This is a genomic window from Moraxella cuniculi, assembly GCF_900637105.1.
GTDB classification, from domain to species: Bacteria; Pseudomonadota; Gammaproteobacteria; order Pseudomonadales; family Moraxellaceae; genus Moraxella; species Moraxella cuniculi.
Window position 1 is genome coordinate 1,954,313 of sequence record NZ_LR134343.1, and the last position, 22,168, is coordinate 1,976,480.

At 45.4% G+C, this 22,168-nt stretch carries 23 protein-coding genes; 13 read left to right on the forward strand and 10 right to left on the reverse strand.

What is annotated here, in order from left to right; translation table 11 throughout:
• Nucleotides 1–36 precede the first annotated feature (36 nt).
• Genes ubiE through EL162_RS08855 form a run of 3 tightly spaced genes read left to right on the forward strand, consistent with a single transcriptional unit; the run spans nt 37 to nt 3,162 of the window.
• On the forward strand, nt 37–882 hold the full coding sequence (gene ubiE / locus EL162_RS08845; protein ID WP_126331465.1) for a bifunctional demethylmenaquinone methyltransferase/2-methoxy-6-polyprenyl-1,4-benzoquinol methylase UbiE: 846 nt from the start codon (nt 37–39) through the stop codon (nt 880–882).
• Complete coding sequence (locus tag EL162_RS08850; protein ID WP_076555422.1) at nt 879–1,511, forward strand: SCP2 sterol-binding domain-containing protein; 633 nt, start codon at nt 879–881, stop codon at nt 1,509–1,511. The genes ubiE and EL162_RS08850 overlap by 4 nt, the downstream gene beginning before the upstream one ends.
• 10 nt (nt 1,512–1,521) lie before the next feature.
• A complete protein-coding gene (locus EL162_RS08855) occupies nt 1,522–3,162 on the forward strand; it encodes an AarF/UbiB family protein (RefSeq protein WP_076555423.1) in 1,641 nt (546 codons plus the stop codon).
• A 312-nt stretch (nt 3,163–3,474) separates the two neighbouring features.
• Here EL162_RS08855 and EL162_RS08860 read toward each other — a convergent pair whose 3' ends face one another.
• Both EL162_RS08860 and dcd read right to left on the reverse strand, forming a co-directional pair.
• Nucleotides 3,475–4,044, reverse strand: coding sequence for a DUF4126 domain-containing protein (locus EL162_RS08860; RefSeq protein WP_126331466.1), 570 nt, complete (start codon nt 4,042–4,044; stop codon nt 3,475–3,477).
• 53 nt (nt 4,045–4,097) lie between these two features.
• Nucleotides 4,098–4,667 carry a dCTP deaminase gene (dcd, locus tag EL162_RS08865; RefSeq protein ID WP_126331467.1) on the reverse strand — a complete coding sequence of 190 codons (570 nt, stop codon included), beginning with the start codon at nt 4,665–4,667 and terminating at the stop codon, nt 4,098–4,100.
• A 248-nt stretch (nt 4,668–4,915) separates the two neighbouring features.
• Between dcd and EL162_RS08870 the strand changes: the two genes are divergently transcribed.
• Both EL162_RS08870 and EL162_RS08875 read left to right on the forward strand, forming a co-directional pair.
• Complete coding sequence (locus EL162_RS08870; RefSeq protein WP_126331468.1) at nt 4,916–6,730, forward strand: DUF294 nucleotidyltransferase-like domain-containing protein; 1,815 nt, start codon at nt 4,916–4,918, stop codon at nt 6,728–6,730.
• Between the two features lie 23 nt (nt 6,731–6,753).
• A complete protein-coding gene (locus EL162_RS08875) occupies nt 6,754–7,365 on the forward strand; it encodes a 3'-5' exonuclease (protein WP_076555427.1) in 612 nt (203 codons plus the stop codon).
• Nucleotides 7,366–7,411: 46 nt separating this feature from the next.
• Here EL162_RS08875 and EL162_RS08880 read toward each other — a convergent pair whose 3' ends face one another.
• Genes EL162_RS08880 through EL162_RS08890 form a run of 3 tightly spaced genes read right to left on the reverse strand, consistent with a single transcriptional unit; the run spans nt 7,412 to nt 9,780 of the window.
• Complete coding sequence (locus tag EL162_RS08880) at nt 7,412–8,128, reverse strand: LrgB family protein (protein ID WP_126331469.1); 717 nt, start codon at nt 8,126–8,128, stop codon at nt 7,412–7,414.
• Nucleotides 8,121–8,507: a CidA/LrgA family protein gene (locus EL162_RS08885; protein WP_076555429.1), complete on the reverse strand. Its 387-nt coding sequence runs from the start codon at nt 8,505–8,507 to the stop codon at nt 8,121–8,123. The genes EL162_RS08880 and EL162_RS08885 overlap by 8 nt, the downstream gene beginning before the upstream one ends.
• Nucleotides 8,508–8,523: 16 nt before the next feature.
• Entirely contained in the window at nt 8,524–9,780 is a 1,257-nt protein-coding gene (locus EL162_RS08890; RefSeq protein ID WP_126331726.1) for an FAD-dependent monooxygenase, read from the reverse strand.
• Between the two features lie 210 nt (nt 9,781–9,990).
• Between EL162_RS08890 and EL162_RS08895 the strand changes: the two genes are divergently transcribed.
• Nucleotides 9,991–11,169, forward strand: coding sequence for an MFS transporter (locus EL162_RS08895; RefSeq protein WP_126331470.1), 1,179 nt, complete (start codon nt 9,991–9,993; stop codon nt 11,167–11,169).
• Between the two features lie 203 nt (nt 11,170–11,372).
• On the opposite strand, the gene EL162_RS08900 is transcribed toward EL162_RS08895, so the two are convergent.
• Nucleotides 11,373–13,409, reverse strand: a complete 2,037-nt coding sequence (locus EL162_RS08900; protein ID WP_076555432.1) for a UvrD-helicase domain-containing protein — start codon at nt 13,407–13,409, stop codon at nt 11,373–11,375.
• A 255-nt stretch (nt 13,410–13,664) separates the two neighbouring features.
• Here EL162_RS08900 and rsgA point away from each other — a divergent pair, with 255 nt between their 5' ends.
• From rsgA to argB, 6 genes are all read left to right on the forward strand, one after another.
• Nucleotides 13,665–14,723 (forward strand): ribosome small subunit-dependent GTPase A, encoded by a 1,059-nt coding sequence (rsgA, locus tag EL162_RS08905; protein WP_126331727.1) that lies wholly within the window; start codon nt 13,665–13,667, stop codon nt 14,721–14,723.
• Between the two features lie 116 nt (nt 14,724–14,839).
• Nucleotides 14,840–15,253: a rhodanese-like domain-containing protein gene (locus tag EL162_RS08910; RefSeq protein WP_076555449.1), complete on the forward strand. Its 414-nt coding sequence runs from the start codon at nt 14,840–14,842 to the stop codon at nt 15,251–15,253.
• A gap of 128 nt (nt 15,254–15,381) precedes the next feature.
• Entirely contained in the window at nt 15,382–15,639 is a 258-nt protein-coding gene (gene grxC, locus EL162_RS08915; RefSeq protein ID WP_076555434.1) for a glutaredoxin 3, read from the forward strand.
• Between the two features lie 25 nt (nt 15,640–15,664).
• Nucleotides 15,665–16,117 carry a protein-export chaperone SecB gene (gene secB / locus EL162_RS08920; RefSeq protein WP_076555435.1) on the forward strand — a complete coding sequence of 151 codons (453 nt, stop codon included), beginning with the start codon at nt 15,665–15,667 and terminating at the stop codon, nt 16,115–16,117.
• A 149-nt stretch (nt 16,118–16,266) separates the two neighbouring features.
• Nucleotides 16,267–16,731 carry a dUTP diphosphatase gene (gene dut, locus EL162_RS08925; RefSeq protein ID WP_126331471.1) on the forward strand — a complete coding sequence of 155 codons (465 nt, stop codon included), beginning with the start codon at nt 16,267–16,269 and terminating at the stop codon, nt 16,729–16,731.
• Between the two features lie 40 nt (nt 16,732–16,771).
• Nucleotides 16,772–17,662: an acetylglutamate kinase gene (gene argB, locus EL162_RS08930; RefSeq protein WP_076555437.1), complete on the forward strand. Its 891-nt coding sequence runs from the start codon at nt 16,772–16,774 to the stop codon at nt 17,660–17,662.
• Between the two features lie 10 nt (nt 17,663–17,672).
• On the opposite strand, the gene EL162_RS08935 is transcribed toward argB, so the two are convergent.
• The 3 genes from EL162_RS08935 to EL162_RS08945 form a co-directional block, all read right to left on the reverse strand.
• Nucleotides 17,673–18,377, reverse strand: coding sequence for a rhomboid family intramembrane serine protease (locus EL162_RS08935; protein WP_227543397.1), 705 nt, complete (start codon nt 18,375–18,377; stop codon nt 17,673–17,675).
• A gap of 27 nt (nt 18,378–18,404) precedes the next feature.
• Complete coding sequence (locus tag EL162_RS08940) at nt 18,405–19,229, reverse strand: ion transporter (RefSeq protein WP_076555439.1); 825 nt, start codon at nt 19,227–19,229, stop codon at nt 18,405–18,407.
• 131 nt (nt 19,230–19,360) lie between these two features.
• Complete coding sequence (locus EL162_RS08945) at nt 19,361–19,906, reverse strand: NADPH-dependent FMN reductase (RefSeq protein WP_126331472.1); 546 nt, start codon at nt 19,904–19,906, stop codon at nt 19,361–19,363.
• Between the two features lie 211 nt (nt 19,907–20,117).
• Here EL162_RS08945 and EL162_RS08950 point away from each other — a divergent pair, with 211 nt between their 5' ends.
• Entirely contained in the window at nt 20,118–20,984 is an 867-nt protein-coding gene (locus EL162_RS08950) for a LysR family transcriptional regulator (RefSeq protein WP_126331473.1), read from the forward strand.
• A gap of 78 nt (nt 20,985–21,062) precedes the next feature.
• Here EL162_RS08950 and EL162_RS08955 read toward each other — a convergent pair whose 3' ends face one another.
• Nucleotides 21,063–21,965, reverse strand: a complete 903-nt coding sequence (locus EL162_RS08955) for an META domain-containing protein (RefSeq protein WP_126331474.1) — start codon at nt 21,963–21,965, stop codon at nt 21,063–21,065.
• Between the last annotated feature and the right edge of the window lie 203 nt (nt 21,966–22,168).

Sequence of the window (22,168 nt, forward strand, 5' to 3'; positions counted from 1 at the left end):
TTTAATCCATGCAGATTTATACAGCTAGGCATAACCATGACTGACAATACCGACAATCAATTCACCAATCCTAATATCCTGCCCACAGGCACACCGCAAGGACAAAGCAAGCTACAAAATCCTGAGGGAGTTGCAGAGGAGACAACCCATTTTGGCTATCAAACGGTGAAAAAGTCCGAAAAACAAGCCAAAGTTGCCGAAGTATTTAGCTCTGTTGCTCGCAAATACGATGTGATGAACGATTTGATGAGCTTTGGCATTCATCGCCTGTGGAAACGCTATGCCATCAGCCTAACTGGCGTGCGTAGCGGTCAGCGAGTGCTAGACATTGCAGGTGGCACGGGTGATTTGGCAAAAGTATTTAGCCGTGAAGTGGGCAGATCGGGCCGTGTGGTCTTGTCAGACATTAACGAGGCGATGCTCGAAGTCGGTCGCACTCGGCTTATTAACGCAGGTTGTAACAATGTTGATTTTGTACTTGCCAATGCCGAGACACTTGAGCCATTTGCTGATAATAGCTTTGATTTGGTAACCATCAGTTTTGGCTTGCGTAATGTTACCGACAAAGACAAGGCACTTTTGGCCATGCACCGAGTGCTAAAGCCTGGTGGTCGCCTGTTGGTGCTGGAGTTTTCTAAGCCTGTCTTTGAACCGCTATCAAAAGCCTATGACCTGTACTCATTTACCGCCCTGCCTTTGATGGGCAAACTTGTCGCCAATGATGCCGAAAGCTATCAGTATCTGGCAGAGTCAATTCGTATGCACCCAGACCAACAAACGCTCAAAGCCATGATGGAAAATGCAGGCTTTGTTAATTGTGATTATCACAACCTAACAGGCGGTATCGTGGCGGTGCATCGTGGCTTTAAGGCACATTCATGAACACAGCTCGTGTATTGGCATTGGCACTGTGCGAAAAACTCATCAATCGCATTATTTGCACCGACGCACTAAGCCAAGAAAAATTCGCTCCATTGTCAGGCAAAGTATTGCGTGTCATCATCAATAAGCCAGATATCGCCCTTGATGTGCTATTTGGCGAAGGCAGGGTACGCTTTGAACCTGTTGCACGGACAATTTTTGAGCCGCAAGGTGGTGTGGCAAGTCAGGCAGATTGTACTTTAAGCGTAGACAGTCCCAAGCATTTGCTTAGCCTGATGCAAAACCCATCAGGCAACCTGCCCATTCGTGGCGACCATCGAGTGCTGCTTGATGCCAAGACAGTGCTGGAGGGGTTTGAGCCTGATATTTGGTCGCAGCTTGAGAATGTTTTGGGCTATGGTGCAACTGGCCATCTGCACCTATTGGCACAGGAAATTTCGCCAATTTTTACCCCAATCATCACAACTCTCAAACGCTCATTGGCTGGCAGCAATCATCAGCACAGTCAGCTAGATGAAGCAATCCAAGCCAAAAAACAGCTGCTGTTACAGTTGCAAAGCGACATAGAACGCCATCAGGCAAAACTTGCCCAATTGCAACAAACAGACAACATTTTAGACACTCATTAAAACGACCGCCATGCTGCTTACTCATCGCAAACGCCTGCTGACCCTATACCGTATCGCTGCCAAATATCGCCTTGATACGCATTTTGCCGATGTACCAGAGTTGGCGGTATTGGCACGGCTGATACGCAGCCACCCTGCCAGCATTGGCAAAAAACATCAGCCACTTGGGGTGAAACTTGCCCTAGAAGAAATGGGTACGCTGTTTTTAAAACTTGGGCAGCTGCTCTCAACGCGTTCGGACTTATTGCCACCTCATATCATCAGCCAGTTGGCACTGCTGCAAGATAAAGTCGCCCCCTTTGCCACCAAGATTGCCATTGACAGTATCGAAAATTGCGATACTGGCTTGGGTCAATCTGTGCAGACGCTGTTTGCTCGCTTTGACCAAAAACCATTGGCAGCGGCAAGTATCGCTCAAGTACACACCGCCGCCTTTCACGATGGACGCGAGGTGGTTGTCAAGGTTGTACGCCCCAATATTCGGCAAGGTATTCTTGCTGATTTTGAGTTATTAAGACAAGTGGCACAGTGGCTATCGGCACGCATAGAAGCAGCACGAGCCATTCACCTGACCGAGATTGTTGAAGATTATCGACAAATCATGCTCAACGAACTTGATTTGACGCTTGAGGCTGCCAACAGTCGCAAAATGCGGCATAATTTTACCAATTCACGACTGATTTATGTTCCTGAAGTGTATTATGCCAGCCAGCAAGTCATGGTTGCCGAACGGGTATTTGGCGTGCCGATTTCTCATACCGATGTGTTTGACAAACTTGGCTATGACCGTGCCATGCTTGCCGAAAAAGGCTTAACCATCTTTTTTACCCAAGTATTTCGTGATAACTTTTTTCATGCCGATATGCACCCTGGTAATATCTTTGTTGAGACTTTGCCTGATGGTAGTGCTGCCAGTGAGCCTCGCTATATCGGGCTTGATTGTGCCATCATGGGTGAATTATCTCGCCAAGACCAACTCACCGTTGCACGCATGCTCCTATCGGTCATGAATGGCAATTATCACGCTTTGGTAGATATTATCTGGCAAGCAGGCTGGATACCCCCTTCGGCGGACAAGCACGCCTTAATTCGTGATATGAGTCGCATTGTCTCGCCAATGGTGCAAAAGCCAATCAATGAGATTGATTTTGCTGGAGTGTTATTTGAAATTCTAAGCATTGCACGCCGTCATCGCATGAGCATTCCACCGCAGCTGATGCTACTGCTAAAAACTTTGGTGCATGTTGAGGGCTTGGGTCGTGAACTGTATCCACAGCTTGATATTTGGCGACTTGCCAAGCCAATTCTCACCGCTTGGGTAAAAGATCAGCTCGATCCTGTCAAAAATCTACAAGAAATCAAGGCTCAGCTGCCAGAAATTTTGCTCTCCACCACTGACTTGCCCAAACTCATCAACCAAAGCACCCAAAGCCTTGCCATGCTGGGTGCCAGCCAAGATGCCATACTAAGACAGCTGCAAACCATGCGTGCAGACACGCTCAACGAACGCCGTCATGACTGGATTGCAGGCAGTGGCTTGGTGCTTATGCTGGCACTGTCAGCATGGTCGGCGGTTGCGATTCATTTGTATCTTGCACCTGTGTTTTTGCTCTTGGCGGCAGGGTTTGCCCTGTGGCGAATTTTACGCTAAACCTTGATAAACCACAGACACCATCACTGCCATTTATCATCCATGATAAGCTGCCTAAAACCAACTTTGTCATTATTTTGTTTATCAAGCCAATTTATGCCAGATGATTAATTATGCTCGTCAAGTCAATTGATACAAAGCAGACTTAATGCACTATGGTATATCTGCACTTACCAATCAAGCCAAATTAGTCAAAACCACATTATCAGCCAAACTGCCCCAAACATGGCAAAATTGCCTGATTCAAAATTATCCCACACCCCCAATCTGGATACAAATAACCCTGTACAACTTTGGCTGCACAGGGCTTGATTATTTGGCAAATTGCCGCTTTAGGCGTACAAACAACCAAATCAGCAGCACAATGCCAAGTACCGCAATTACCATACCAATGATTGGAAAAACAATCGATACCGCCGATAAGCCAATTGCCGCCCCTGTCTCCACCATACCGATGGCAGGATTAATCGTGCCTGCCGTGCCTACTGTGGACACCGCCCTTGTTGCTGCCGAAGTTGTTTTGATGGCTGTTGCCGCACCGCCACCTGCCACTATCGCCAACGCCCAAGTTGTCGCAGGGCTAAAGTCCGCCAAAGTACTTGCCATCACCAGCGTACCTGCCACGCCTGCCAATGGCACAGCAATCGTATCAAGCAGATTATCCACCACAGGCACAAGATAGCTGACCGACTCAACCACACTGGCAACGCCCAAAATCACCACAGCCGACAAGCTGCCCAGCCACAGCCAAGTATCGTTGAGTGGTATTAGTCCAAAATAGGCCGCAAGCGACAAGGCAAACAGCGGTACAAACAGGCGAAATCCTGCACTTGCTGCCAGTCCCACGCCCAAACAGACGCTCAAAATCATCTCTATGTTCATCAAACTTACCTTGTCATGATTATTGGTTTTTTGTGATATGGTGATACCAAACGCTAGGCTTTTGGCAAGGTTACGCCCGTTTGTCCTTGATATTTACCGCCGCGATCTTTGTAGGAAGTTTCACAAACTTCATCACTTTGGAAAAATAACATCTGTGCCACGCCCTCACCTGCATAAATGCGAGCAGGCAAATTGGTCGTGTTGCTAAACTCAAGCGTAACATGACCCTCCCATTCAGGCTCAAGCGGAGTTACATTGACAATAATACCACAGCGAGCATAGGTTGATTTGCCAAGGCATATCGTCAGTACATCTCTTGGGATTTTGAAATATTCCACCGTGCGTGCCAGTGCAAAAGAATTGGGCGGAATGATGCACTCATCACCAACGATATCAATAAAACTGCGTTCATCAAAATTTTTTGGATCGACAATGGCTGAATGCACATTGGTAAATACTTTAAATTCATTGGCACAGCGAACATCATAGCCATAGCTTGAAGTGCCGTAACTGACCAATTTTTCGCCCTGCTGATTAAAGCGAACTTGATTGGGTTCAAAGGGGGCAATCATCTGGTGTTGCTCTGCCATTTGACGAATCCAGCGATCTGATTTGATAGACATATTTGTCCTTTTGATTGGTTGCGATATTGGTTGGTTATTATAGTGTATTTGGCTGAAATTTTGTAGCAATAATCAATGCAACTGGATAATTTTACCACCATGCCAACTTACCCATGCTCGCTTTGGCTTGTTGCATTTGCCAAATTTGGCATAAATTTACCCAAATTCTGTCAAAATGCACACAGCTAACTTGTGAAATTGTACAAATCTGCTAATATAATACCATGGATTGACAAACAAGGATTTGCATGAACCGTTTTGATTTTAGCACCGCACCTTATAATGCTCTAACGCCCAAGCAACGCAACACACTGCAAGCTGCGACAGACATTGTATTTTTTGATGACAATGCCACCATCATCACCGCCCAAGACAGCATCGAGGCACTGTATATCGTCATCAAAGGCATGGTCAAAGAAATTGACGCCAATCAAGAGGTGCTGGCACTATATCACCCATCAGACAGTTTTGATACGCGAGCGTTGTTTGAGCAATCTTATCGCCACAGCTTTGTCGCTGTCGAACAAAGCCTGCTGTACGCCATACCCAAAGCAATCATTCGCCAGCTGATCGAAGAAAACAGCGATTTTGGGGCGTATTTTTTTGCCAACATTGCCGACAAGCTAAAAAACCAAGCAGACGGTCGCCGTGAGCATGAGTTGGCAGGATTATTCACCGCCAAAGTCCGCGATGCGTATCGCCCTTATGACAAGCTGCACAGTGGCACAATCAACCTGATAGAAGCTGCCAAAATCATGCAGCACAACAAATCTAAATCCCTGCTCATCGAGCATGAAGGCAAAATTGGGCTGGTAACAGAATCGCTATTTCGTGATGTCTTTATAAAAAATGCCGACACGCTCAATCCCTTTGATGCTGTGCATTTGTGGGCAAAATTTGACCTCATCAGCGTGGATATTCAGGATTTTATGTTCACCGCCTTATTAAAAATGATGCACCATCGCATTCAGCGTGTGGTCATCACCAAGCAAGCCAAGCCAGTTGGCGTGCTTGAGCAAGTTGATATTTTGGCATTTTTGTCCAATCACAGCCATCTGATTGCCGAAAAACTAGAAGTCGCCACAAGCCTAGACGAACTTGCCGAAGTTGCCCTACAGATGAATCACACCATCTGGGCGTTGCATTCTGGCGGTATGCAAGCCAAGCAATTGTCTCAATTGATGCAGGTGCTAAATGGACGCTTATTTGAAAAAGCATGGCAGATGATCGCCCCTGATACAATCGTCCAAAACAGCTGCCTGCTTGTCATGGGGTCTGAGGGGCGTGGCGAACAAGTGCTAAAAACCGATCAGGACAATGCACTCATCGTCAAAGACAGCATTGACATTGCCAGCGTTCGCCCTTATGCCGATAAGTTATCAGCCACATTGGAGCGATTTGGTTATCCGCCTTGCATGGGCAAAATTATGGTGAATAATCCTGCGTGGTGTCAGTCTGTCAGCCAGTTTGAGCAGACCATTAGCCACTGGTGCAACAATCCAAGCCCTGACAATCTGATGAATTTGGCAATTTTTATGGACGCTCGTGCAATCAGTGGTGATGAGACACTGCTTGATAGGCTGCGTGGTTATTTGTATCAGCATTTGGACGGTGATGTTGGTATGCTGATGAATTTTGCCCGTGCAATCAATCAGTTTGACGAAGATGGGCGAGGATTTTTTATGCAGATTTTGGGACAAAAAAAGCACAAGATGGACATCAAAAAAATGGGGACTTTCCCCGTGGTGCATGGTGTGCGTGCGTTGAGCCTACAAGCAAAAATCAGCGAAATCAACACCTTTGAGCGGATTGCTCGCTTGGCACAACTGGGACTTATCGAAAAACAGCTAAGCCAAGATGTCAGTGAAGCATTGGCATATCTGATGAACACTCGCCTAAAAAATGGACTGACCGCACTAAAGCACAACCAAGAGCTAACCCCCAACCAGATTGCCACCGAGCATTTATCAACCCTTGAAAGAGATCTATTAAAAGACGCTCTGCAAGTTGTCAAACGCTTTAAAAATCATGTCAGCAGTCATTTTAACCTGCAATATACTTAAATAATTTTATTAGGTCGCCTGCGATGATTCACAAGCTCATTCACCAGCATTACTACCGCCGCCGTCTCAAAGACAAGCGTTATGATTTTTTGTACGAAAGCCACCCTGATGAGCTGGTGAGCTTTGATTGTGAAACCACAAGCCTAACGGTCAGCGAGGCACAGATTATCTCCATCGGTGCGGTAAAAATTCGCGGTAATCGCATCCTAACCAGTGATACTTTTGAGATTTTAATCAAACCTGATGGACTCATGCAGGCAACCAATGTTACCATTCATGGACTAAGACCAAAGGATCTAAGCAATGGCGTAACCATTGAGGCGGCACTTGAGCAGTTTTTGCATTTTGTTGGTGGTCGTCCGCTGGTTGGTTATTTTTTGGAATATGATGTGGCAATGGTGAATAAATTCTTAAAACCCATGCTGGGCATCAAATTACCTCAGCCACAGATTGAAATCTCTCGTCTATTTCATGCCCAAGAAACCAAGAATAAATATTATGACAGCTATGTGGATTTGACAATGGCTGGCATGGTCAAGGCACTTGATATTCCCGATCTGCCACGCCATGATGCACTAAATGATGCTATCAATGTGGCAATGATGTATTTGGCCTTAAAACATCGAAAAATATAACCAATCAAAGCCCAAACCCAGCCACAACACAACCAAGATTGGACAATCAAACCAGCCAAGGCACAATAATCGGTGCCAAAAAAGCCGTGATAATGCCGTTTAAAATCAGCCCCAAAGACGCATAAGCAACATATCTTGAGCCAAGTTGCATGGCTCTTACTGTACCCAGTGCGTGCGATGCCGACCCCAGCGACAACCCCAAGCCCATTGGCAATCTCTGCCCAAAACGATGCAATATCCACACGCCCACCATCTGCCCTGACACGCCTGCAACCAAGACAGTTGATGCGGCAATCCCCACAACACCGCCTAAAGTCTCTATCACCTCGATGGCAATTGGCATGGTAACAGACTTCACCGCCGCCGCCAGCACACTGTCATGACTACCACCCAAAAGACGCACCAAACCTATCCCTGTAATGATGCCGACACTGCTTGCAATTATTTGTGAGACAATAATCGGCAACCACTGTGCACGAATTTTTTGCCACTGAATATACAGCGGCACAGCCAAACACACCACCACAGGCTGCAACCAAAAAGTCAAATAATTGCTCGCCTGCTCAAAACTCTGCCAGCTGATGCCTGTTGTCTTTAAAATAACAATCACGCCAATGGTCGTCAGCAGCGAAGGATTCAAAAGTGGCAGATTGCTGCGTTTTCTTAACCAAACTGCCAACTCAAACACGCCAATCAGAATAAAAAGCAACAAAAATGGACTGCTGCTCAACGAATTATGCCACTGTAGCAACAGCTCATTCATAAAAACCACTCTTGGACACTTTGTCAGCCAGCTGGCGTTTTTGTAAACGACGCAACCACCCATAAGAATACGCTGACGACAGCAGCACCAACACCGTGCTGACAAATACACCGACCAACAGCACCCACAAATCATCACGGATAATTTGCAGATACTGCATGATAGAGATACAAGCAGGAATGACCAGCAGCACCAAATAATCAAGCATTACCTTTGCCAGCTTTTCAACCGTTGATAACTTTACCAAGCCAAACTGCAATGCCAAAAATAACAAAAGCAGTCCAATGACGCTTGGTGGCAATGGCAAATTCGTCCATGCAATAAACACCTGCCCCACAAACAGACAGGCAAAGATAACCAAAATCCCCTTTAATAACATAAATTTTCCGCCAATGTTAAGATTTTAGCCCCATGGCATAACTTGCCACCATCGGCTTAATTCCTGGGATTTTGTCAAATGCCAGCAATCCAACATTGCGTGCAAAACGCATGATGGGGTTTGGGCTACAAAAACTGCCAATCACCGTATCACAAAATTTGATGACTCGCTGCTGGTCCTGCTTACGCATTTTTTCATAGCCTGCCAGACGATGATAATCACCAAAATCCACCGCACTGCCCTGCTCTTGTTGTGCTGCCGCCAGCAGATTGGCAAGCGTATAAGCATCTCTTAGGCACAGATTAAACCCTTGCCCTGCCACAGGGTGCAGCGTGTGGGCGGCATTGCCCATCAGCACAAACCGACCCAATACCTGACGATGTGCCAAAACTTTACGCAATGGATAAGCTCCTCGCTTGCCTGTTGCCACAAAGCGTCCTGCCGCCCTGCCAAATACCGATTGCAATGTTGCCAAATAATATTCGTCATCATGCAAATACCGCTCCTGTTCCCCTTGCGGACAAATAAACACCACCGAGCGGCGATAACCCTGCGTCAAATCACTGCCACCATCACCCACACCGTCTGTCAATGGCAACACTGCCAGCGGCCCTGCAGGACTAAACCGCTCAATCGCTGTATGTGCATGCGGCTTATCCGTCTGCACCACGCCTACGATGCCCACTTGTTGATAATCATGGCTATCCACGCCGATATGCAAAAACTGCCGAATGGGCGAATACTGACCATCGCACGCCACCACCAAAGCCGCCCGCAAAGTACGCTGCTGGTCTGTGCCAAACTGCACAACAACGCTGGCACTGTCTGCGTCCTGATAAGCCTCAATCACAGTGGCATCATCATAAAGCTCAATCAACGGATTGTCATAAACCGCCAACAACAACTGCCTGCCCAAGTGAGCATTTTCGATCACCTGACCAAAACTTTCCACACCCTCTTCGTCTTTATTGAGCGTTGCCTGGCCAAAGCTATCAAGCTCACTGATTTGCACACAATCAATGCGACAAGCATGACTCTGAAGCCGTTGCCACAGACCGATTTCTTGGTAAATTTGCACCGTCCGCCGAGATAATGCAGTGTTGCGACTGTCCAGATAATGCACGCGTGCAACATCATCGTCAGGCTCAATTTTGGGATATTTATACTGCTCAATCAGTGTGCTTTTGATACCATGGTGAGCCAATAATAAAGCAAAAGACAAGCCCACATTGCCGCCGCCGATTATCAAAACCGAATCCAACCGTTGTGTCATAGCTGTTTTCCAAGCATTTATCATAAAGGCAATATTGTAGCATTTTTGGTGGTTTTTGGGCAATGTCATCTCTGACAAATCACCATCAGCACGCACGCCACTTTGGTTTTTTATCAACAAATCAAGCGAGCCTAGAGCTTTCATCACACAAAAACCACCAAACGCCGCAGAGTATGATAAAATAAAACAATATTCCAACCCAAACCCACTATGACAACCGATACCGCCAATCCACCGCCTACCATCAGCGAAAAACTTGCCATCGCCATCATTGGTTTTTTTGCATTTTTGCAAGTATATTCAGTGCAGGCGATTTTGCCCGTGCTGATGAGTGATTTATCCGCAAGCGAAGTACAAGCTGGCATGGCAGTTGGGGCAACTGTACTTGCCATTGCCATCATTTCGCCATTTATGGGTATGATATCTGATGCCTATGGACGCAAATCGCTGATTGTTGCATCACTGCTGGCACTTGCTCTACCGACTGCATTGATTGGCATGGCAGATAGCATTAATCAGTTGATTTTATGGAGGTTTTTGCAAGGAATTAGCATTCCAGGCATCACCGTTGTGCTGATTGCCTACATCAGCGAAGAGTATCAAGACCACCTACCAGCGATGATGTCGCTCTATGTTGCCGCAACGGTACTGGGTGGTTTTGCTGGGCGATTTTTTGCAGGGCATTTTGACAATCTTATCGGCTGGCAATCAGGCTATCTGTTGATGGCAACGGCGACAGTACTTGGAGCAATCTGGGTGCATAAAACACTCCCTGCCTCCAAAAAATTTGTCATTAGCGAAAATTTCCAAGCTGCCTTTGCCACTTTATTTGCCCATGCCAAAAACCCCCATGTTATCAGCAGCGGTCTGCTTGGTGCTTGCGTGCTGTTTAGCTTGGTTGGTTGCTTTAGTTTTGTGAATTTGTATTTGGCAGATGCACCGTATTATCTGGGCACAAGCAGCCTTGCGAATATTTTTGCCATTTATTTGATTGGCATGATAATCACGCCATTGTCAGCACGCGTAGTGGTTTATTTTGGTATGATTACAACCATCTGTCTGGCGGTTGTTGTGTCTATGATTGGCTTGTTGCTTACTTTGCTTGAGCCATTATATGTTATTATCATCGGCTTAACTTTAATGTCATCAGGCGTGTTCATCACCCAATCAGCAACCATCAGTTATTTGACCAGCCATGTCAGCCATGGGCGTTCATTGGCATCGGGTTTGTATTATATGAGCTACTATGGTGGTGGGTTTTTTGGTGCATGGGCGTGTGCCATCGCCTACGCCCAAGGTCAGTGGCCTGCGGTGGTCGGGCTGATTATCGTGGTGCAGCTGGTTGCTTTGACAGTGGTGCTTGGGTTTATGAAAGCCAAGCGTTGTTAGCTTAGCACAGCCAATCGCAAGATATTTGACAACCCCCAATCATCACCACCAACCAAAAAGCCCCCGCCCCGTTGGCTTATCACTTCTTTGCCATAATTGTCAAATACACAGCTTAGCATAAAAACACACGCAATTTGGTGAATTTTAATAAATATAATTATTAAAAAATACCAAAAATTCAGCCATCAAGACACCGTTGCCACCTAGCCCTTTTTGGCAGCAAGCATTGCTTGAATATTGCTTAGATAATCATTTGCCACTTGCTTGGGGTCTTTTTGTGCAGCCATCCCTTTGTGGAATGGGTAGTTGATATGCTCAATCGGCAACTCGTCCAAAAACCGTGAAGGCGAGACTGTTTTATAATCGCTGCCAGAACGCCGTTGTTTGGCAAGCAGCAAAGTCAGCTCCACTTTTGCACGCGTGATACCCACATACATCAGGCGGCGTTCTTCTTCGATATTATCGGTCAAGATGGCATTATGATGCGGTAAAATATTCTCCTCACAACCGATGATATAAACATAATCAAACTCCAAGCCTTTGGCTGCGTGCAGCGTCATCAGATTTACCTTGTTGGTATTTTCCTCCTCCTGCTGTTGCTCTAGCATATCCAGCAGCACCAATTTACGAATCACCGCATCGATGGTTTTGTCATCATCATCTTCGGCACGGTTAATCAGCGAGCTGATGCTTGAATACAGCATTTCGATATTATCAAGTCGCCCTTTTTCTTGCTGAGGATTTTTGGAATCTTCTTTGATATAATCAATATATCCCGTCTCCACAATCATTTGTCGCACCAGTGGCATCGGATCGCTGTTGTCGTACAAATCTTGGGTGTAACGATCGATAAATTCACCAAAATCCTGCAGGGTATTGCCCGCCTTATTGCCCACAGCCGCTCGCAATCCTGAATGCGTACACGCCGCCAGCAGCGAAGTGCCACATTCTTGGGCAAACAGTCCCAACTTTTCAAGCGTTGCCGAACCCATGCCACGCTTGGGGGTATTAATCACTCGCAAAAATGCCGCATCATCATCTGGATTGATAATAATGCGTAGATAACCCATCACATCTTTGATTTCGGTGCGTGCAAAAAACGAAGTACCGCCTGACATTTTGTAGGGAATCTCAAGCTGACGCAATTGTGCCTCCAGCGAACGTGCCTGAAAATTGCTGCGATATAGCACAGCATATTTATCCCAAGTATTGCCATGCCTTAATCGGTGCGTCAATATCTCTTTGGCAACCCGCTCTGCTTCATCAAAATCATTGGCACAGGTAATCACCCGAATTGGCTCGCCATGACCCTTATCCGACCACAATGCCTTGTCAAAAATATGCTGATTGTTGGCAATGACAGCATTGGCAGCACTTAAGATACGGTTGGTTGAGCGGTAATTTTGCTCAAGCTTTACCACAGTTAGCGTTGGAAAATCCTGCTTAAGCAGTGCCATATTTTCAGGTTTTGCTCCACGCCAAGTGTAGATTGATTGGTCGTCATCGCCCACCACCGTAAAGCGTGCGGTTACTCCAACCAACAGTTTAATTAATTCATATTGAGCGGTATTGGTATCTTGATATTCATCAACCAACAAATAGCGAATGCGATTTTGCCACTTATCACGCACTTCACGATTTTCACGCAAAATTTTCACAGGCATCACGATCAAATCATCAAAATCCACCGCATTATACGCTCGCAGATTGCGTTCATACATGGCGTACAAATGGGCAAATAACAAATCCTCAGGATCGTCCAGTGTCTCGGCGGCAGCCTCTGGCTCAACCAAATCATTTTTCCAGTCCGAAATCATTTTGATTGCTTTGGCGACCAACTCTCGACTCTCAGCACCGCTCATATTATCCCGCATCATCAGCTCCATCAAGAGCCTTTTGCAGTCATCGGCATCCAAAATAGAAAAATTGGGCTTTAATGGGGTGTTTTTTAGCTCAAATCGCAAAAACTGCAAGCCGAATTGGTGAAAGGTAGACACCGTCAAGCCGCGAGATTTCTCGCTGGGGATAAGTTTTTGGACGCGTGCTTTCATCTCACGAGCCGCCTTATTGGTAAAGGTCATTGCCGTGATACGCTCCGCTGGGATATGGCACGCCTGAATCAAATGGGCGATTTTTTGGGTGATTACCGAAGTCTTGCCAGAACCTGCCCCAGCCAGTACCAAAAGCGGCCCTTGTGTGTGAATCATTGCTTCATGCTGTCGTGGATTAAGTTGGCTCATGCTGACCTTTTTAATTATTTAAAAATAAAATTTAATAAAAATACCAAGTTATCACTGGGCAATCAAAGCTCTTATTATAAAAGATTTATGCAGTTTCACCAAATCAATTCTGCTATTTTTATCAAAGCCATAAATATTATCCTCCTAAGAATTCTATCAGCAAGCAATTTATCACACACCCAAGCCAAAGGATAAATTTGCCGTCTTGGGATTTTTATGCTAAAGTTATTTGAACCATCACTACAATCAATGAATATGTCGCTAATTCGCCGCCGTAAACTCACTCAACGCCAGACTCGTCAAATTCAGCAAAATCAGCACAAAGACCACGATGATGGCACACTTGCCACAGGGGTGATTGTCTCGCATTTTGGCAAGCAGCTTGATGTGCAAATCACCGCCCTGCCCAGCATCTTGCCAGAGCATGACTCAGACGAGCAATTGCTGACACTTGGGGCAATTTGGCGATGTCATGCACGCACCAATCTGCCCATGCTTGCTTGTGCTGATACCGTGCAATTTAGTCTGGATTTATCCAGTGGACTGGGACGCATTGAGCGACTTTTGCCCAGAACAACGCTCATCACGCGTCCTGATCGCTATCATAAAGTCAAGCCTGTGGCAGCCAATGTTGATACACTGGTTATTGTTTTTGCCCCCTTGCCAAAACCTGCGGTAAATTTAATCGATCGCTATCTGCTTATCGCCAAACTTGCAGGCGTAAAGCCGCTGCTGCTTTTAAACAAGGCTGATTTGCTATCAGAGCACCCAGAAGTCGCCAACATCGCTTGCAATTACCAAAAACTTGGTGAGCAGTGTGGTTTTTCGCTCATTAGCACTTCTTTGGTTGATGATACAGGTGTTGATGAACTGTCGGCACATATTGATGGCAAACTTAGCATTTTTGCAGGGCAGTCGGGCGTTGGCAAATCCAGTCTTATTAACAAACTGCTGCCAAATGCCAATCAAGCAACTAATCAGATTTCTACCAATTCACAACTGGGTCAGCATACCACCACCACCAGCCGTCTGCTTGCCTACAACAACCACAAGCTGCATCAAGGCGGTATTATTGACACACCCGGCATTCGTGAGTATGGGATTTGGCATTTGTCCGCTGATGATATTTTGGCAGGATTTGATGAGCTGCGTCCACTGGCAGACGATTGTCAATTTCGTGATTGTAGCCACCATGCCAATGCCAAAGGCTGTGCCATGTGGGCGGCGGCAAATCGTGGTGAAGTACTGCCTCGCCGCATTGAGAGCTTGATTGGCTTGATTGACGAAGCCAAAAACGGTGCGGCAAGCAAATAGCCACAAGCCTTTTGCAGAAACTGGTGCAATTGTTGCAATTTTTGGCTATAATAACTGTTTTTATTTATAGCAAATAATCGGTTTTACCCTTATCAACACAACACATGGAGTTTATTTTGGAACGCTGGTTTGAATTTATGGGCAACCACCCTGTATTGTTTGGGCTATTGGCAGTGCTTATCATTGCTTTTTTTGCCATCGAGGGCAAACGCAGTGGTCGCAAGGTCTCACCCAATGAACTTGGGTTGTTGGTAAATAACCAAAACGCTCGCATTATTGATATCCGTGCCGCCAACAAATTTGCCGCAGGTCATATCACAGGCAGCCAAAATATCCCTTTTGGCGAGCTAAAAAATCGCCTAACCGAGTTGCAGGCAATTCAAGTGCCTGTGATTATCGTTTGTGATATTGGCATGCAAGCGGGTGCTGCTGTACAGCTTATCAATCGCCCAAACTTCATGCGTCTGGCAGGCGGCATTCAGGGTTATCAAGCGGCAGGTTTACCATTGGTCGGTGCCAAGAAAAAATAATCCATACGCCTTTTATGCACCCAAGGCGAGTCTGGCTTGAAATTTGCCGTCTTACCCCCATACTAATTAATACACCAAATTCATGCAAGAGTTCATGAATTGGCATTGTGAATAAATTTGGATTTTTTATGAAAACTGTAACCATCTACACCACCGCCACCTGCCCTTATTGCATTGCTGCCAAGCAGCTGCTTAACAGCAAATCGGTTGCGTTTGATGAGATTGATTTTCGCGGACTAACAGATGACGAACGCCAGCAGTTATCAGATAAAACAAAAGGCTATCGCACTGTACCGCAGATTTTTATTGGTGATGAGTTCGTTGGTGGTTTTGACCAACTCAATGCCTTAAACAACGCAGGCAAACTTGATCAGTTGCTTGCTTAACCATTTTTAATTTAAGGAAAATATTATGTCAGATGAACTAAATCAACCACAATTGGGGCTTGAGCGTATCTACACCAAGGACATTTCATTTGAAGTGCCAAATACCGAAGTATTTACCAAGCCATGGCAACCAGAAACCGATGTTACAGTCGCAACCAGCGTCAATGATCTTGATGAAGATTATAAAGAAGTGGTGCTAAATGTCAGCGTTACTGCAAAACTTGACAACAGCGTTGCGTTCATCGCCGAAGTACAGCAGGCGGGTATTTTCTTACTAAAAAATATCCCAGAGGCTGATTTGCCACACCTGCTACAAGCCTACTGCCCAAATATTTTATTCCCTTATGCACGCGAGGCCATCAGCGACATCGTAACTCGTGGCAGTTTCCCACAGCTTTTGCTTGCCCCTGTGAATTTTGAACAGGCATTCTTACAAAGCCAGCTGGCAAACGAAGACGCAGACAATGCCGATGCCTAAAATCACAAAAGCTCGATACCCATCGGGCTTTTTTATTGCAGCCATTTGACAAATAGTGATAAATAAATGCCGCACGCAAGTAATGCTTGCATAAATTGCACAATAATGCTAATTTTAGCATACTGTATTTTGTTAATTTTGAGCAATCCATGAAAAATGTACAACTAAAAATCCTTAACCCAAAAATTGGCACAGACCCTGCCTTCCCCCTACCCACTCGTGCCACCGATGGCTCAGCAGGCATTGATTTGCGTGCGTGCATCGATGCACCGATAACCATCAAAGCAGGCGAGACCAAGCTGATTGGCACAGGCATCGCCATTTATATCAATGATCCAAATTTTGCAGGAATCATTTTGCCACGCTCTGGACTTGGTCATAAACACGGCATCGTCTTGGGCAATTTGGTTGGGCTGATTGATGCTGATTACCAAGGCGAGCTGATGGTCTCGCTATGGAATCGCAGCCATGAGGACTTTGTACTAAACCCTGCTGAACGCATGGCACAGTATGTCATCACACCGATAGTGCGTCCAGAATTTGTCGTTGTTGATGAATTTAGCGGCACCAGCGAGCGTGGTGCGGGCGGCTTTGGCTCATCAGGTCGCAACTAACACATCGGGCTTAATCATCACCATCATACAAGGAGATATCATGTCGCTTAGCTTAGCAGATGCCAAACTCACCGCTGAAGTCATCACCACCGCCCTGCCCTATATCCAAAAATACAAGGACAAGGTCATCGTCATCAAATACGGTGGCAATGCCATGACTGACCCCGAGCTTGAGAGTTCTTTTGCCCGTGATATTGTACTGCTAAAAACAGTCGGCATTCACCCTGTGGTGGTGCATGGTGGCGGCCCACAAGTTGATAATCTGCTTCATGAGCTAGGTCGCCAGAGTCAGAGAATTGATGGCATGCGTGTTACTGACAAAGCAACCATGGAAATTGTTGAGATGGTGCTGGGCGGACAGGTCAATAAATCCATCGTCAGCCTTATCAACAAGCATGGTGGCAAGGCGATTGGCTTGACAGGCAAAGATGCCAATCTTATCCGTGCCAAAAAACTTTTGGTACAAAAAACCAATGCTGACAATCAGCCAGAGGTGGTTGATTTGGGCTTTGTTGGCGAGGTAGAATCGGTCAATAAATCAGTGATTGATATGCTAATCCAGAGCGACTTTATCCCTGTGATTGCACCGCTTGGCGTTGATAAACAAGGCAATACTTATAATATCAATGCTGATTTGGTTGCCAGTCGTGTTGCAGAATTTTTGGGCGTTGAACGATTATTACTACTGACCAATATTAAAGGCGTGCTTGACAAAGAAGGCAATGTCCTAAATCAGCTTCGCACCCAAGATGTTGATGCACTGATTGCAGATGGTACAATTAGCGGTGGCATGATTCCAAAAATATCAGGTGCATTGGATGCCGTAAAAGCGGGTCTAGGCAGTGCAACCATCGTTGATGGCAGAGTGCCACATGCTTGTTTGCTGGAGATTTTTACCGAAGAAGGTGTCGGCACCCAAATTGTCCGCTAGACAAGTTTTCTTATGACAACAATGCATTCCAAGTAGCCATCTGCCAAGCATAAATGCTCGCCAACACCACAGCAGAAATCACCCACGGCAACCATTGATGCTTGGCAAAGCGATGAAGGAGTGCATACAACACCCCCGCCGTTACACCAACCAAACTGCCACCAATATGCCCTGCATTACTAATGCCATCAACAGCAAATCCCACCAGCAGATTTATCGCCATCGTAATGGCAAGCCCTTTGGTATTTAGCACATAGCCAACAGGTGTTTTGCACATCGCCAAGATTAACAAAAATGCCCCAATGTCCATAATGCCACCCGATGCACCTGCCGTCAGTGTTGGCATTTTGCCCAGCTGCCACATTTGCCACGCCTCATAATTGACCAACAGACTGCCGCCCATCACCGACAACAAAAACAAGCCAAGCAATCGTAAACCGCCCAAAATCATCTCGGCTGCTTGCCCCAAATAATACATGGCAAAGCTATTAAACAACAGATGCAAAATCCCAATGTGCAAAAAACCACTGCTGACAAGTCGCCACGGCTCATGCAAGGTCGCTGGCAAAAAATTCGCCCCAAAACGCAGCAAATCCGCCATGCTTGGATCATCAATCCGAACACCAAGCAGGCTTTGTATCACCATAACCAACACAAAGCCTGCTATCAGCAACAAAGTAACTGGTGCAGCTTGCCACAGCATCTTGATATTCACTTTTGATTATCCAATAATTAATTTTAGCTAAATATGCAAATCATGCCCGCATCGATCACAAAATTGTGCATTGGTTGCATGGCCAAACTTGCCACAATTCGGGCAAGAAATGGGCTGTAGTTGTGGTCGCATGGTGCGAGTAAGCTCGGCAGTAAAAATCCCTGTCGGCACAGCGATGATTGCATAACCTGTAATCATCACCATGCTTGCTATCGCCTGACCCAGTGGCGTTTTTGGGGAAATATCGCCATAGCCGACTGTTGTTAGCGTTACCACTGCCCAATAAATCGACAAAGGAATGCTGGTAAAGCCATTTTCAGGCCCTTCGATGACATACAGCACCGAACCAAAAATCGTTACAAGCAATAGCAGTGATAAGAAAAATACCGTAATCTTATGCTGGCTGGTCTTAAAGGCGGCTGCCAAAAATCCTGCTTGCTGCATATAAGATTTTAGGCGAAATACACGAAAAATCCGCAAAATTCGCAACACACGCACCACCAACAGATACTGTGTGCCAGCAAAAATTAGGCTTAGGTAGCTTGGCAATACCGCAAGCAAATCCACCATGCCAAAAAAACTTGTCGCATAACGGCGGCGGTTTGGCGATGAATAAACTCTTAAGATATACTCAATAGTAAATAAAACAGTAAAAAACCATTCGGCAATAAAAAACAACCGTCCATACTGCAATCGCAGGTACAGCACGCTATCAAGCATCACCACCAAGACGCTTGCGATAATTGCCATTAAAATCAGCACATCGAACAATTTACCTGCTGGGGTGTCTGTGCCTTCGATAATGATGTGTATTTTTTCTTTTAAGGAAAGCTGATGAGAATGATGTGGCATAAACCAAAATCAGTGGATGAAATTTAGCATATTTTAGCCGAAAATTCACCAAATGAACAGTCTGCATTGTAATTAAAAAACCACCTGCTTGCAGATGGTTTTTAAGATAAATGTATAATTAAATAAATAGTTTAGAATTTTTCAATAAATTCTGCAAAAGCATTGGCAAAGCCCTGTAAAGTTGCCTTGCCTTTTTCTGATACCAGTTCGCCTTGTTCGTTAAACGCCCCTGCAAAAATATCACCAACATTGGCTGCAAATGGCAGTGTTGGCATATTTAACGCAGGACCCGTTGCCAATGTACGCAGCTGATCGGTTACTCGTGGGCTGGCACCCGCATTCACACTCATCAATGCCAAAGGCTTGCCCGTCCATGCACTCTGCCCCATTGGGCGTGAACCGATATCAATGGCATTTTTTAGCATCGCTGACGCTCCGCCATTATGCTCAGGGCTAATCCAAAGCACCGCATCCGCTGCCTTGATCGCCTCACGAAATTCATCATAAGCAGGCACGCTTTTGGCATCCAAATCACGATCATAAAGTGGCAGATGGGAGATTGGTACGATGGTGAATTGCAGCGATTGTGGAGCAACCGTTTGTAAATAATCAAAAGCCCAGCGATTGACAGAATTCTGACTGGCACTACCAATGAGTACCGCGACTTGCTTGGTCATGTTTTTCTCCGATAGATTTTAACAATGGTGGTTTTTGGTTTTGCCCATTATGCCAACAAACCATACAAACCACAAGCGGATTTTGGCAAAATAATTTTGCAAATTTGCAAAGATAAGCTGTCATTTATTAAACAGCTCAAACAAAAACCCCTTAAAAATTGCTTTTATTAAGAAAAATCGCTACACTTGTATAAATTTTTGGATAGCTATTATGAATCAGCCCAGTTTAGATGATATTCGCTTATTTGTTTCGGTGGTGCAAGCAGGCAGCCTAAGCCAAGCTGCACAATTGACTGGCGTTGATGTTTCTCGGCTTAGTAGGCGACTTACCCAACTAGAAAATGCACTTGGCACACAACTCATCAATCGTGGCAAAAAAGGCATCAGCACCAATGAGCTTGGCGAGCAATTCTTTATCCATGCGGTTAAAATGCTCCAAGAAGCAGATACCGCCATTGACAGTATTCGCAAGGGTTTGGCTCACCCTGCTGGCTTGTTGCGTATCTCGATTGCCACCGACATCGCCCATCAATACCTGCTGCCAGTGCTTGATGACTATTTGGTAAGCCACCCAGATGTTAGAATTGAATTAAATCTAAATCAAGAAAAAATTAATATAATCCAAGACGGTATAGACATCGCCATTCGCGTTGGTGCGATCAATAATGACAATGCCGTTGCTCGCGTTTGGCAAATGGTAGAATTTGGCATCTATGCCACAGCGGACTATCTGGCATCTCATGGCACGCCACAAACACCCGATGAACTGCACCAGCACAAAATCATCGCCCAAACAATGAGTCTGCCTTGGCACTTTCAAAAAGGGCTACAGAGCATCAGCATCACCCCTGACAGTTATTTTGGTTGTAATGATTTTACCATCACCGACCAGATGATTGTCAATGGTCTAGGTATCGGCAAAATGAACAAAAAATCTGCAGCTTGCCACCCAAACCTTGTCGCTGTATTGACAGATTGGCACATCGCAGCACAGCCCGTCTCTTTGGTTTATTATAAAAATCGTGGAACAACCCCTGTGATACAAAGTTTTATTCATTGGCTATTAACCAAAACTTAAAACAATCCAAATAAAAAGCTGCCAATTGGCAGCTAATTTTATAAACAAAACACATAACGGTAGACTTAGAAAGCGGCATTATTGAGCATTGATAATTTCACTTTCGACAATGCTGTCAAAAACATAGTATGGATTTTCTTTACCATCTGGGTTATTGTAGGCATTTAGGCGGATGATTTGTCGCACATTGCCCTGATGGTTAAAACCGTGTATCTTGCCATAAAAAGTTCGCCAAGCCCCAGCACCCACCTTAATACCTTCGGCATTATAATTCACCTTGCGTATTTTGAGGCACATTTTATCGCCACCTGTGGTATCCACACAATTGACCGTTTCTGGGTCAATTTCCCAGTACAGACGCACAGGCTCACCAAAGCGGATATTGTTTTTTAATACGCCTTGCCAAATCAGCACCTCAACCCCTTTTTGCTGCACCAAAGTTGCGGTTTGCTCATCAGGATTGTTGGCAAATCTTAGGCGAGACTGGGCTAATGCATTGGTAAATTTATCCTCAATTTGATTTAATGTAAGCTGACCATTATTGGTATTGTTGCAACTCATCATTGTTGCACCGATGGAATTTAGCGAAATAACACCCTCATTAAGTTGATAGCTGCTGCGATAATTATTACAACCCAAGCTATACGAAACCAAATTGTCGCCAAAATTCATTGTCGCCGACCGCTTGGCAATGATCGACTCATAACGCTCAATTGGTGCACCCTGCATCTGTGCCGACACCAAAACCCAGTCGTACTTTGCCAATTCAGCAGAATTTGCTGGTTGGTATTTATCACCAACATCATCAAAATTTTTTAGCTTTGGTTCATTTTCCTGTTTGTTTTTTTGAACCTTAATATCATACACCGCCCCATTGACCGCATCGCCGACCTTATAACAGCCACCCAGCAAAGCAGTTGCTGTCAAAACGGTTGCAAAAAATATGGTCGATGGTGAAAATGTCAAGGCTCGGGTTTTCATGTTTGTCTTGCCGATTGGTGAAATGTCTGTGTATCAACCGCACCGTACCCACTGGTGCAATACTAAGAATGGGCAGTTAACGGTTGTTCTGTTTTTTATTGTATCATTTTTAATGAATCAATTGTAGCAATAACTTCATATTTTTTGTAATACTTATTGGCAAAGTTGTAGCGTTTTGTAAATTTGACAAACGAATCCAAACT